Genomic DNA, 12,117 nt, shown 5'->3' with positions numbered 1-12,117 from the left:
ACCACGGTGTGCAGGAGTTGATCAGATGAAGTAGAGGTCTTCCATCGTGCCGACGGCGTCCTCGGTGTGCCGGACGCGGAACGCCGTGGCCTCGATGCCGGGGCGGCTCCAAGGGTCGGTGTGACCGAGAGCCAGAGCGGCCAGAGCCGCCCACTCGGTATCTCCCGGCTCGTCCTCTTCCAGGTCGATCCCGGCGTCTTCCAGCATCTCGGCCGTCAGCCCCAGGGAAGCGATCACCGCTTCCGGATCGCCGGTGATGACGAACGGTTCGTCACCGGGCCATCCACTGGCGTGGAACATGGCACCGTCCGGCAACCACACGATGTCCTCGGTGTGGTCGGCGCCTCCGTGGAAGTGGACCCGGCCGACGATCCGCGCACCGGGGAACCGCTCCCGCAAGGCCTCGGCCTCGTACAGGAGCGGCGTGTCGTTGCCGTTGCCGGCGAACGCCGGATCACTGATACCGAGGGCGGGGCCCCACGCGCCGGCCTGGATGATGTCCAGTTCGGCGCGGGTGCCCGGTTCGGGCGTGTGGAGCGCGGCGCACGGCCCGGCATCTTCGAGGATCTCCTCGACGGTGCTGATCGAGGAGGCGAACTCTGCTGCCCGCGCCGCTTCGTTGACAGGCAGCGCACCAGGGCCGGAGCGAGGCTCAAGGACAGTCAGGTTGCAGTGACCCATGGAGCCGCGCACTATGCGATCGGCCGGTGAGGTCCAGAAGTCATTGGCGGTCATGGCGGTCACCGTAGCGGCCTGCGACTCACCGGGGGAACCAGCGGAAAGGACAACAGACCCCCCCGAAGAGACAGCACCCAGAAGAGGGCCTAATTCCCGTTCAGCCGGATCTATAAACCCTCGACTGCACCCAAGGGTGACTTCCTCACCCCTGCGGCAGGGTCAGCCCCTTATCAAGCGGTACGGAATCCTGGTATGCGGGTACGGACGTCGAATGGACGCCTCGAAATTTCAGCTCGCCGTCTCATCCAACACAGCCCTGTTCATGCTTCTCACCGGAATCGTGGTGGTTGCCGTACTGCTGGCTGCTTTCGCCTGGGGGCGGCGTATCCGCGCCCGGGAACTCCCGCCACCAAAGCCGAACGAGCAGCCCCATCTTCCGAAGGAAGGCGCGGTTCACGAAACCCGGGAATACCGGGAGCCGGAGGAAATGCCCCACGACGGCTCACGCCTGCTGCCGCACGAACTCAAGGGTTCCAGCACGCACCGCAGCGCTTCGCAGAAGCCGCCGGCGGACGACGACGCCGATGGCTTCGGTGATGGCAGCAGTTTCGGCAGCGGGGGCCTCGGGAGCTGAGGCCTGTACCGGAGAGGCGGGGCGACGGCCCCGCCTCTCCGGTCGTTCTTCGGTCACCGGCCCTCGCCTGCGTATCGACCCGGTCGCCTCTCCTTGACGGTGAACACACTCACTCCGGAACGGAGCCGGAGCCGGAGCCGGACTGAGGCAACAGCGATCCCAACGGCCCCAGATCCAGGTTGAGATCATCCATGGTGAGGCCGTACCGGTCACAGAGTTCGGTCATCCGGTCCTGCAGAATCATCAGCGTGAGCCCTATTCGCTCTTCCTGGTCCTCGCTGAGGTCACCCTGATCCACGCGGTGCAGCGCCGTGCGTTCCATGAGCTGGCGCAGCAACTCCACAATAGTGAGCACCAATTTGATGAGATCGCGCTCCACGGATTCCGGGTCCGTTTCCAGGCGCCGCGCGCTGCCCCGGTGAGGGCGCGTCTCCTCCGGTCCTGCCGGAAGGAGATCGAAGGCGCGCGCAGCGGCCTTTCCGATCTCGCCGAAATTCCCCTTCTCCGAAGGGCTGCTGAGGTTATCGGCCGTCATGGGGCTCCTCACCACGGTGCCGGTTCGTCGGAAGTGATCGAGCGGATGACGGCACGCAAGTTGATGTGCACCAGGTCCACATCGGCGATCGAGAGGACGAGGTCACCGGTGAGGACCGCCCCGCCATTGAGCAGGCGGTCCAGCAGATCGATGAGTGCGACCTGCCGCCCGGCCAGGGACTCGATGTCCGTATCGGCATTGCCCGGCGCACCGCTCACTGTGAGCCGCCCTGCGCCACGGCGGGCGGCGTGGCAAAGGAGTAGGGGGCCCAGGGCCCGGTGACCTCGATCCGCACACCGGGCGTATCGCCGGCCAGCGTGTCCAGCGCCCGCCGGAATTCCCCGACCCGGGCTGCCGGGACCAGGTAAGCGTCATTGGCGATGTTCTCGCCCGGCGAGGAAGCCAGTTCGCCCTGCTGCGGCCGGTGAGGGGCCCTGGCGCGTGCCACGTCGGCCACCCGGCCAGGGACCTCGGCGGCCAGATCCCCCGCGGCCCGGTAGGCGTCCTGCTGGTTACGGCGCTGTGCCCTGCGCTGTTGCAGGTACGCCCGCCCCGGACTGGCCGGAGCGGCGGAGCCCGGGGCATTCGGAGGCTGAGCCTCCGCCGGGCGGTGCGGGTCCGCGTACACCTTCACGCCGAGTTCGACGTGGCCTTCGAGCCAGGAGAGCAACTCGGCGAATTCCCCGTGCCGTTCGTGGACCATGGCGGCCACGCGCTCGTCGCTGAGACAGACCGTCGCCAGTCGCAGGGGGAGGATCGTCGTGGCCCCGTAGGCGGCTTCCACCACTGCGTGGTGGCCGCGGGCGATCTCCTCCAGCCTCTTCAGGTCCTCCATCTGTGCCTTCATACCCTCCGAGCTGAAGGCCTCATCGGGTACGGAAGAAACCAAGGCTTCAAGGCCGTCGGCACTCACCGTCCGCAGCACGCCTCCGTCCAGGCCGGATACGGCGCCGGAGGTCACGCCACTGAGTGTGCCGGCCCGGCTCACGGCGTAGACATAGGAGATTCCGGTGTTCACTGCTCGTCCCTCCTGCCCGCGTTCCCGCTGGTCTCCGCCTCGTGCGCAGACCCTGCGGGGAGACCTGCGGCCTGCCTCAGCTCGGCCAGTTCAGCCTTGAGGCGGGCGTTCTCCTGAGCCAATGGGTCGTTCGTGGCAGAGGGGTGCAGCTTCTCCGTCTGCTGAGGTGGACGAGCCCGGGAGGACAGGGAGGGGTCGTGCTCCCACCAGTCGATGCCCATCTCCTTGGCCTTGTCCACGGAGGCGACCAGCAGCCTGAGCTTGATCGTCAGCAGCTCGATGTCCAGCAGGTTGATCTGGATATCACCTGCGATGACGATGCCCTTGTCCAGGACACGTTCGAGAATGTCGGCCAGATTGGCAGAGGAACCTTGCTGGCCGTATGGGGACCCCCCGGAGGGAGCCCCCATACGGCCGGCCAGTGAGTCGGGCACCTTCATCAGCCCCTGTCTGTGATGTCGCTCGGGTCAGGAACGGGCCGCGGCGGTACGGCGGCGGGAGCGGCGGGCCGGCCGGTGTTCTTCTTCCTCGTCGTCGGCGAAGTCGGGCTCGGTTCCGGGGCCGTCCTCGATCTCCGCTTCTCCTTCGAGGGCTTCATCGTCCTCGGGGGCTTCGAGGCCTTCGTCGTCGTACGCGGCGTCGGGCTCACCCTCATCGGGGAGCTCCTCGTCGTCGACTTCCTCGTCGTACTCGTCCTCGTCCTCGTCGAGCGAGTCGCGCCGGTCGTCCTCGCCGTCCTCGCCGTCCTCGCCGTCCTGATCAGCCGAGTCGGCCGGCCCGCCGTCCTGCGCTTCCTTATCGGGGTCCGCCTGCTCCTCCGCCACGGCGTCGTCGTGCTCCACGACGACCTCGCCGTCCCGGATCTCGCCGCGCCAGCCGTCCGTGGCCTCGCCGCGCATCATGATGAACTTGCGGTAGAGCTTGAGGTCCAGCCGGGCGCGCCGGCCCTGAGCACGCCACATGTTGCCGGTCTTCTCGAACAGCCCCTTGGGGAAGTACTCAAGGACCAGCAGCACACGGGTGAGGTCGCTCGTGATGGGGTGGAACGTCACGACGCCCCTGACGGTGCCCTTCGCCCCCTCCGTGGTCCAGGTGATCCGTTCGTCCGGTACCTGCTCGGTGACGTTCGCCTTCCAACTGCGCGTGGACTTGGCGACCTTCACCTTCCAGTTACTGCTGGTGTCATCGGCCTTCTCGACGCTGACGACGCCCTTGGCGAACGTGCTGAACTCCTGGAACTGCGTCCACTGGTCGTACGCCTCGCGGACGGGTACGCCCACGTCGATGTCCTCGACGATCGTCACGCTCTTGGACTTGCCCCCGCCGCCCTTGCGGCCCTTGCCGAACAGGCCCTTGACCTTCTCCTTGAGCGTGTCCTTGAGCTGGGCGCTGCCCGCGGAGAGTGCGGCCTGGGCCGGCGACTTGCCCTCCTTGAGGGCTTGCCCGCCCTTGGCCAGGCTGCCCGCCAGACCGCCCTCGCCGGGCTCGGCCAGCTTGCTGACGCCCTCGCCCAGCTTGTGTCCGAGCTGGGTGACCGCGTGTTCGGCCCGGGCATGCAGGTAGTTCTGCAGTTCGTCCTTGAGCCTGTCGGTGGCCGGATTCCGCACCACCTCGTCCTTCAGCTTGCTGAAAGCGGAGTCACTCACTGCGGCCACCCCCGTTCTTGGCGTGCGTCCGCGATGCCGTCCTGCGGGTTCCGGATGCAGCCCGGCGGGCCGGCGATGACGTCTTGCGAGCGCCCTGCGACGCCTTGCCGCGCGCGGCGGACGATGTCTTGGCCGATGTGGACTTGGCAGCCCGCTTACGAGGTGCAGGCTCGTCCGGTGCGTCCTCTTCGCTCTCTTCGCTCTCCGCGGCGCGCTCCCGGCCGTCGTCCTCCTCGGGCTCCTCGTCGTCGCTCCCGCGGCCGGACTGCTCGTCGAGCCCCAGCGCCCTCTCGTGAAGAGAGTCCGCCAGGCCACTGGCGCGCTTCGTCAGCGCGGACGTGGCCGCCGACTTCGTGGCCTCTACCAGCTCCTTGCGTACCTGGCTGTTGAGACTGGAGAGCACCGGAGAACCGGCCACCATCTTGCCCAGCTGCGCCGGATCCAGACTCATCTTCTTGCCGGCCAGGAACATGCCCAGGCCGATCGCCAGCTTCGCCTTCTTGGTGCGTCCCAGCAGGTAGCCACCCACCAGGGCGACGCCTATCTTGCCGTTGCCTGTCATCTGTCGTGTACCTCGTTCTCCCTGTTGTCAGGAATGAGCCCGCAGTCGCCGCTGGTTGGCTTCGAGCCATTCCAGCCGGTCCAGCAGCTCGTCCTCGCGACGATCGAACTCGTCCTCTTCGATACGGCCACTCAGCAACTCCTGTTCGAGCGCCACCAGTTCGGCGCGTACGGGCTCCGGGTCGTAGTACTCCCGCTCCGCCGTCACCAGCACCTGGTCGACGACCCATGCGGTGCCGCGCAACGGTGCCAGGGGCAGAGTCAGGATGTCCGTGATGAGGCCCATGCCGGGCCCTCCGTTCGACCGGGATCGGTTCGCGGACTCAGACGAAGCTGTAGGGCGGCAGCGGCCCGTTCAGAGAGTGCGTGAACGCGTCACCCCAGCGTTCGGCCTCTTCGTGCACGGCCTGCGTGAAGGCGGCCGCCCGGTCGCGTTCGACGAGGAAGGACACGTTCAGGAAGTGCGTCTTGGTGGGCTCACCGTTCACGACGCGTACCGCGGACCGCTCCAGCCTGGAAGTGATCTCCTCCCGGTCCTGCTGTTCGTGGGCCTGGACCTCATGGGAGATCAGCTCTCCGAGGGCGAGCATCGCGTCGTGGTCCCCCGGGTTCTGGCGAGTCCGTTCACGCAACTCACGCACCGCACCGGACTCATTGACGATCTGCCGCAGCAGATCCTGTTCGTCACGGGCGACCTTAAGGTTGTACTCAAGGCACCCGTTGAGTTCCTTGAGCCGGGCGCTGTAGTCGTCATGCTGCTGCTCCAGTGCCGTGATCACCTGATCGTCGTCGGGCCCCAGCACGCCGAACCGCATCGGCAGGGCGGCACCGTCCTCCAGAAGGCTCGTCAGCACCGTCTGGTGCGCGACCAAGTCACGGCGCTTGGCCCGCAGATCCGCCGGCGCGTCACTCACGACCGCGCTCAGGTCGTCCGTGCCGACGACGCGCAACTCCGACGGCGGCTGACCGACACCGACCATGTTGTCCAGGCGCAAGGGATGCGCCGCACTGGTGATGGCGTAGATGTACGTGGACACGGGCTACTCCTCCCGTCGGCTCGAACTGCGGCGGCTGCTGCTGCTGGAAGCAGACTTGCGCGCCGGACGCTCCTGCTTCTCCTCCGAGTCGTCGTGGCCGCCCTGAAGCGACTCACTGAACGCCTCTACCGCTCCTGACAGGGCGCCCTTGGACTTGCCCTTGGCGCCCTTCTCGGTCATGTCGCCCACCAGGTCGGTGAGCTGGCTGGGCGCCTTGCGGCCGGATTCCAGATCCAACCGGTTGCACGCCTCGGCGAACCGCAGATAGGTGTCGACACTCGCGACGACCACCCGCACATCGATCTTGAGTATCTCAATTCCGACGAGAGATACCCGGACAAAGGCATCGATGACGAGTCCCCGGTCCAGGATGAGCTCCAGGACATCGTAGAGATTCCCCGAGCCACCCCCGCTCGATGACCTGGTACTTGCATTTGATTGCTGTACAACACTCATGCTGAACTCCCTCCAAGTGAACTGCTGTGACACAGCGGTCTCTTGGCCGGGCCTGATCCGACCTCAGCGGTCGATCTGCCCCTTTGCGTAACGGCGAATTCGCTCGTAGCCCACGAGTTGCCCTTGCAGGTCGAGGGAAACCCGGTACGTGGCCATCACGCTGGCGGTGTCAGGAACCTTTTCGAGCTCCACGACTTCAATGTCCGCGGACCAGCCGTCGTCCACCGCCTTCAGGGCGGAGACCGAACTGGGCTCACACTGCAGCAATTCACCGAGCTGACCCGCGGCTCGCCGCATCGCGGTAGGAACATCGAGACGCTCGCGGCTTTCACTGTCCTTACTGTCCGTCGTAGCCATCATCCCGCCTGTCGCGCACTGAAAGACTTCACCGACCCCGAATAGAAGTCCGGTGACCGCTTGTGCGGTTGTAGAGCGCGTGCCCCTGAGTACGGAACGTATGCCTCTCCCCTGAGGCACCCCTTTCCGTACCGTCGCGTAACCGTCCCGTAGCTGTCGCGTACAAGCGAAGATCGAAATTGCGGATCCAGTCCGCGTGCAGGTCACAGCGGGGGGCGTTGAGCCGCGTCATGCCGGACTGCCGATGACGGCGGTGATCACGACAGCAGACGGCATGCATGCCCGGACAAGGGACGGGCAGGCGGTACGGGACAGCGCGGCGGGACAGCGTGGCAGGGCACGGCAGACGATCGACACCGATCCCGATCACGGAATCCAGCATTGCCGAGCGGGCCCGTCGAGCAGGGCAGCAAACCACCCTTTCGGACTCGGCCAACGAATATTAGGTAGAATTCATCATGTGTTCCGCTCCTCCGGTTGCGGAGAAAGGGGATTTACCCATGCTGACTGCAATCGCAGATGTTCTGAGGTCGATCGGCGGGGCGATTGCCACCGTCGTGACCCTTCCTTTCAGGGCTGTGGCACGACTCTTCGGCGGCGCCGCGGACAGCGCCCACGGCCATCACTGACATTCCGGCCGGCTCCGCCTGCAATCCCGCCCCGACGCACCGCCCCTCCCGGAGCTGCTCCGGGAGGGGCGGTGCGTCGGGGCGGTGCGTCAGCGTCCGACAGCTTTACGCAGCTGCTGCTTGTTCATTGTCGAGCGGCCTTCGACGTTCTTCTTCTTCGCCTCTTCGTAGAGCTGGTCCCTGGTCGGGCCCTGCGAGCCGCTGTGCGAGCGCTCGCCGCCGCGCTGGGATGCCGATTTCGGGTCCCTTGTCGAAACCTTGCCGGGCGACTTGGCCTCGCCCGCCCGTGCCCGTTCCTTGTTGACGGTGCGCGCGGCGATCTCCTCGGCCCGGCTCTCCGACGTACCGCGTTTTTCGGCGCTTTCCTTGACGTGCTCGTACTGGCGCTCGCGCTTGCGACTGGATCCTGCCGGCATGACATTTCTCCTTATCCATGCGTGCTCTGCTCTGCGCCTGCCCGCATTACGGCACACCTCACACACTCGGTCCAGGAGCGCACCGCTGCAATCGGAGAGCCGCCGGGCGGCATTCGGACGAAGCGCCGGTGCGTCAGCGGGGCAGCACCCCGCACCGTGGCCACAGTCGTCCGATGCGATCGCAGGACCGGGGCGCCGCGCGGCTGACCGGGGCACCGCGCGTCTCAGTCGAAGAGCCCCCTGAGCGTCCGCTCCCGGGAAGTACGTACGTGATGGCGAGCAGCACGGCGCCGACGGCCGGAACGGCCGTCGGCGCCGAAGGAGTTCTTGCCCGGTCAGTTCATTTCAGTGGTGGCGGGCTATTTCAGTGGTGGCGAGCCGGCCGGCGTAGCGCTGCGTCCAGGTGCTGTCGGTGTCGGCGGTGACGACCACGTCGTAGTAGCCCTCCTGGGTCGGCCACATGACGACCTTCGTCCTGCCGGGGGCCACCGTGACCTTCTGGGTGCGGCCGAGGTAGTCATGGGCGGCGAGCGTGTAATGCACCGGCTTGCTGCCGCCGCCCCTGTTGTGCAACGTGAGCTTCACCCGGGCCTCGTGCCTGGCGCCCTCCCCCTTCAACAGGTCGGCCTCCACTCGCGGGAGGCCGCCGGCCGTCTCTCCGGCGGGCGCGAGCTGGCCGGCGAAGGAGCGTACGAACCCGTCGTTGGAGTAGATCGAGAACGCGTACTTGCCGTCGGTGGCCTTGGTGTCCCAGGTGTACTCGCGCGGCTTGCGTGCCGTGACGGTGAACGGCGTGTTGGAGAACGCCTGGTACTTGTCGGGGAAGACCTGGAAGCTCAGGGCCTTGTCCTCCGGGCCGCCGGTCAGGGTCATCGTGGCGGTGACCGTCCCCGACGCGGGGTCCTCGGAGATCACCGCGTGCGGGTGGAAGCTGAGCGGACGCGGCTTCATCTGGTCGGCGGCCATGGACACCGGCTGCTCGGCGAGCGGGGCCGTGAAGGTGGCGGGCCCCGGTTGCGGGTGGGCGAAGTCCAGGGCGCTGGTCAGGTCACCCGCGATCGAGCGCCGCCAGTCGCTGATGTTGGGGCAGCGGAACGGCTTGCCGAGATGGGCCGCCCAGGTCTCCAGGAACTTGATCGTCGACGTGTGGTCGAAGACTTCCGATGCGACGTACCCGCCACGGCTCCATGGCGAGACCAGCAGCATCGGCACCCGCGGACCGAAACCGAGAGGATAGTCGCCGGCGTACTCGCGCGCCGTGCCCGGCTCGGGCCACGGCGGCAGCACATGGTCGAACTTCCCGTCGTTCTCGTCGTAGTTGAGGATGAAGAGGGTGTGGTCCCAGATGTCCGGGTTGCCCTGCAGGATGTCGAGGACCTTCTTGACGTAGCGCTCGCCGTGCAGGGTGTCCGCACCCGGGTGCTCGCACCAGTTGTACGGCGCCACGATCCAGGAGACCGCCGGCAGCGGGTGCTCCGCGCCGGGCCGGCAGGCGTCCTGGAGGTTCTTGAGGACCGCGTCGAGGTTGGCCTCGGAGTCGTCCTCAGGTGAGGTCGTACCCGAGTAGTACATGGCGTTGCCGCGCCAGATCAGCCCGGTGCCGGGCTGCAGCTTCGGGTCGTCGGCGCTCAGCCCCTCCGGGTCGAACCCCTTGAAGTACTTCAGCTCGTTGTCGCCGTAGTCGCCGACCCAGCTGCTGATGTAACCCTGCCGCCCGTCGCCGCTGTTGTCGGAGTAGAGCCGCCAGTCGATGCCCGCCTGCTGGAGCTGCTCGGGCACCGTGGTCCAGGGACGGGAGTAGTTGGACTCGTCCGTGTTGCCCGTCTCGGTGTTGGCGGTACCGCTCCACAGGTACTTCCGGTTGGGGTCGGTCGGCCCGAACTCGGAACAGAAGGTCTGGTCGGCGATCGTGTACTGGGCGGCGACCGAGTGGAAGAAGCCCATGTACGCGTCGCTGTGGTAATTCATGCAACTGGTGCCGCTGTGCTGCACCCACAGATCCCACTTGCGGTGGTCGACGTCACCCCAGGCACCGTGGTCGTTGCCCCAGGCGCCGTCGTCGACCTGCGGGGTGACGACGGTGCCGTTGGCGTCCTTCTGCTGGAAGACGGTGGTTCCGTCCTGGAACCGCAGCGCCTGCTTGTCGTTGAAGCCGCGCACGCCGGGGAACGAGCCGAAGTAGTGGTCGAAGGACCGGTTCTCCTGCATCAGGATCACGACATGCTTCAGGTCGGCGATGGTGCCCTTGAAGCCCTTCGGCAGGGCGTGCCTCGGGCTCGGAGCGGCGTACGCGGCGCCCGCCCCGGCAGTCGAGCCGAGCACCAGCGTCCCCGCGGCAACTCCCGTTCCCTGGAGGAAACGGCGGCGGGTGGCGCCGGTCGCGGTATCGGGTCTGTCGCCGAGCTGGGACTCGGGCGTCGGGTTGATCGGATCGGTCGGGATGACCGGATCGGGGGCCATGGAAGCTCCTCACGCAGGGGCACGGACAGTCGGGGGGTGCACGCCGTAGCGTGCTCATCGAACCCACTGGATATCAACTGCGCGTGAACACCTGTCGAGCGTGTGGTGGCCAACGGAAATGGTCACCACACGGTGGGACGAGGGACTGAAGCGGCAGCCCGCGGCGACAAGCCGAGTGCGAGCGGCCGCCCGCCCGGCCTGGGCCTGCGCCCGGGCCGGGGGTGGTTTGGTCTGTGCGCCCTGGAGACCTCGCCCACAGGGCGTCAGTCAGTGGTTCCCAGTGCCGTCGTTTTCGGTGCCGTCGTTGTCGGTGCCGTCGTTGTCGGTATCTCCGGCGCGAGTGAGTTGCCCGCGGGGATCCGGCCGCAGTCCGACGGGGGTGTCTTGCCGGCGAACCTGTCATTGAGCCAGCCCAGAGCGGCGGGCGCCCACGGTACGGCGGCGCCGACATGGCTGAGCAGGTCGTACTGCTGGTACTTGATCGATGTGTTGCCCTTGTCGCAGTACTGCCGGGCCAGCGCGCGCACATCTCCTGCGACCATCACCCCGTCGCCCCTTCCGATGCCCGGGAGGTTACTGAGAGTGCCCTCCAGGACACCCCCGCCGCCCTGCACGATGAACCCGGGGATGTCGGGGGTGCCGGCCGAGCCGAGGTTGAGCTTGTTCACCGCCTTGATGAAGGGGGGCACCGAATTCGGGTCCGCGTACTCCGGCTTCACCATCTTCTTCCACGTCAGCCCCGGGTACTGGCCCAGCGCGTTGGTGATCGACCCGTGTTCGAGCTTCTTGAACACCTGCATGCCGTAGCTGTTCAGGTAGGGCGTGAAGTCGATGTCGTAGGAGCGCGCGGCTCCGATGACCGCCATGGGCGCGACGCCGGCCCAGACGGAACTGCCGCTGATGTACTTGAGGTTGTGTGCCGGGTCGACGAGCAGACCGCCTTCGGTGAAGCCCACCAGCCTCTTGTCGACGTCCGGCGCATAGCTCGGCGCGAGCGCGGCCGCCCAGTGGGTAGCGATGGCTCCGCCCGAGTAGCCGGCCAGACCGACCCGGGTGCGGGAGTTCAGACCGGTCTCCGGGGACCGGCTCGCGGCCCGGATCGAATCCAGCGTGTTCGTTCCGTACTCCGGCCCGGCTGCGAAGTCGGCGGTCTGCCCCTCAGTGTCCGGAATGACGACGTTGTAGCCCGCCAGCAGCAGGGGCGCCATGAGGAGGGACTCTCCGTTCGCGATCAGGCCACCGAGTGAGACGTCACCAGCGATCGCCCGGGACGGTGAGTCCGCGGGGTTCAGGGAGTCGTAGAACGACTGGTACGACACGGCCTTGGCGCCATCGCCGTTGGGGCTGCGTACGATCGAGGTCACCCCGGCGGACGGGCGCCCCTGGGCATCGACTGTGCGGAACAGCAGCTGGATCGCTTTGACCGGCGTCGGGATACCGAGGACGTGGTACTGCAGCGTCCGCGTCTTGAGCACGGCGCCCGGTGCGTACGAGGACAGGGGCGTACTGCCGTCGTAGGTGTAGAAGGGGTCTTCCGCCGTGGCTGTCGACGAGGCGGAAGGAGTGGCCACAGCCGTGGCCGCTGGAACGACCGCGACGGTCAGAGCAGCGACAACTGCGGTTGCCAGCTTCCGGATAGCGATGCGGTGCATGGTCCCCTCGGATTCGTCTCATGGATCACAGGGATGGC

At 67.0% G+C, this 12,117-nt stretch carries 16 protein-coding genes; 2 read left to right on the top strand and 14 right to left on the bottom strand.

The genetic code is table 11. The annotated features are described in order from the left end of the window. Positions 1-21: 21 nt before the first annotated feature. Entirely contained in the window at positions 22-735 is a 714-nt protein-coding gene (locus OG385_RS23330; RefSeq protein ID WP_266857313.1) for a DUF6333 family protein, read from the bottom strand. Positions 736-949: 214 nt separating this feature from the next. On the opposite strand from OG385_RS23330, the gene OG385_RS23325 reads away from it, so the two are divergent. Further along, positions 950-1,312, top strand: coding sequence for a DUF6479 family protein (locus OG385_RS23325; protein ID WP_266857311.1), 363 nt, complete (start codon positions 950-952; stop codon positions 1,310-1,312). Positions 1,313-1,421: 109 nt separating this feature from the next. On the opposite strand, the gene OG385_RS23320 is transcribed toward OG385_RS23325, so the two are convergent. From OG385_RS23320 to OG385_RS23275, 10 genes are all read right to left on the bottom strand, one after another. Next, positions 1,422-1,847, bottom strand: coding sequence for a gas vesicle protein K (locus OG385_RS23320; RefSeq protein WP_266857309.1), 426 nt, complete (start codon positions 1,845-1,847; stop codon positions 1,422-1,424). 8 nt (positions 1,848-1,855) lie between these two features. Further along, on the bottom strand, positions 1,856-2,065 hold the full coding sequence (locus tag OG385_RS23315) for a gas vesicle protein (RefSeq protein WP_266857307.1): 210 nt from the start codon (positions 2,063-2,065) through the stop codon (positions 1,856-1,858). Further along, complete coding sequence (locus OG385_RS23310; protein ID WP_266861104.1) at positions 2,062-2,835, bottom strand: GvpL/GvpF family gas vesicle protein; 774 nt, start codon at positions 2,833-2,835, stop codon at positions 2,062-2,064. The genes OG385_RS23315 and OG385_RS23310 overlap by 4 nt, the downstream gene beginning before the upstream one ends. A gap of 26 nt (positions 2,836-2,861) precedes the next feature. Continuing rightward, positions 2,862-3,305, bottom strand: a complete 444-nt coding sequence (locus tag OG385_RS23305) for a gas vesicle protein (RefSeq protein WP_266857305.1) — start codon at positions 3,303-3,305, stop codon at positions 2,862-2,864. 27 nt (positions 3,306-3,332) lie between these two features. Beyond that, positions 3,333-4,511 carry an SRPBCC family protein gene (locus tag OG385_RS23300; protein WP_266857303.1) on the bottom strand — a complete coding sequence of 393 codons (1,179 nt, stop codon included), beginning with the start codon at positions 4,509-4,511 and terminating at the stop codon, positions 3,333-3,335. Further along, positions 4,504-5,073, bottom strand: a complete 570-nt coding sequence (locus tag OG385_RS23295) for a hypothetical protein (RefSeq protein ID WP_266857301.1) — start codon at positions 5,071-5,073, stop codon at positions 4,504-4,506. Before OG385_RS23295 ends, OG385_RS23300 begins: the two co-directional genes overlap by 8 nt. A gap of 27 nt (positions 5,074-5,100) precedes the next feature. Then, the gene (locus tag OG385_RS23290) at positions 5,101-5,358 is read right to left on the bottom strand and encodes a gas vesicle protein GvpG (RefSeq protein WP_266857299.1); all 258 of its coding nucleotides are present in this window, start codon (positions 5,356-5,358) and stop codon (positions 5,101-5,103) included. Positions 5,359-5,395: 37 nt separating this feature from the next. Further along, positions 5,396-6,109, bottom strand: a complete 714-nt coding sequence (locus tag OG385_RS23285; RefSeq protein ID WP_266857297.1) for a GvpL/GvpF family gas vesicle protein — start codon at positions 6,107-6,109, stop codon at positions 5,396-5,398. 3 nt (positions 6,110-6,112) lie between these two features. Continuing rightward, positions 6,113-6,565, bottom strand: coding sequence for a gas vesicle structural protein GvpA (locus OG385_RS23280; protein WP_266857295.1), 453 nt, complete (start codon positions 6,563-6,565; stop codon positions 6,113-6,115). A gap of 63 nt (positions 6,566-6,628) precedes the next feature. Further along, positions 6,629-6,922, bottom strand: coding sequence for a gas vesicle protein (locus OG385_RS23275; protein WP_266857293.1), 294 nt, complete (start codon positions 6,920-6,922; stop codon positions 6,629-6,631). A 500-nt stretch (positions 6,923-7,422) separates the two neighbouring features. Between OG385_RS23275 and OG385_RS23270 the strand changes: the two genes are divergently transcribed. Then, positions 7,423-7,551, top strand: coding sequence for an LPFR motif small protein (locus tag OG385_RS23270; protein WP_266857292.1), 129 nt, complete (start codon positions 7,423-7,425; stop codon positions 7,549-7,551). Between the two features lie 89 nt (positions 7,552-7,640). Here the strand turns inward: OG385_RS23270 and OG385_RS23265 are convergent, their stop codons facing one another. The 3 genes from OG385_RS23265 to OG385_RS23255 all read right to left on the bottom strand — a co-directional run bounded on the left by OG385_RS23265 (position 7,641) and on the right by OG385_RS23255 (position 12,079). Beyond that, complete coding sequence (locus OG385_RS23265) at positions 7,641-7,967, bottom strand: plasmid stabilization protein (RefSeq protein ID WP_266857290.1); 327 nt, start codon at positions 7,965-7,967, stop codon at positions 7,641-7,643. 345 nt (positions 7,968-8,312) lie between these two features. Beyond that, positions 8,313-10,427 carry an alkaline phosphatase family protein gene (locus OG385_RS23260; protein WP_266857288.1) on the bottom strand — a complete coding sequence of 705 codons (2,115 nt, stop codon included), beginning with the start codon at positions 10,425-10,427 and terminating at the stop codon, positions 8,313-8,315. A gap of 263 nt (positions 10,428-10,690) precedes the next feature. Next, positions 10,691-12,079: a lipase family protein gene (locus tag OG385_RS23255; protein ID WP_266857287.1), complete on the bottom strand. Its 1,389-nt coding sequence runs from the start codon at positions 12,077-12,079 to the stop codon at positions 10,691-10,693. Between the last annotated feature and the right edge of the window lie 38 nt (positions 12,080-12,117).

This window comes from Streptomyces sp. NBC_01306, assembly GCF_026340465.1.
In the GTDB taxonomy this organism is placed as follows: Bacteria; Actinomycetota; Actinomycetes; order Streptomycetales; family Streptomycetaceae; genus Streptomyces.
Note: the sequence above shows the minus strand (reverse complement) of the source record. Positions and strands in the feature narration are given on the sequence as shown.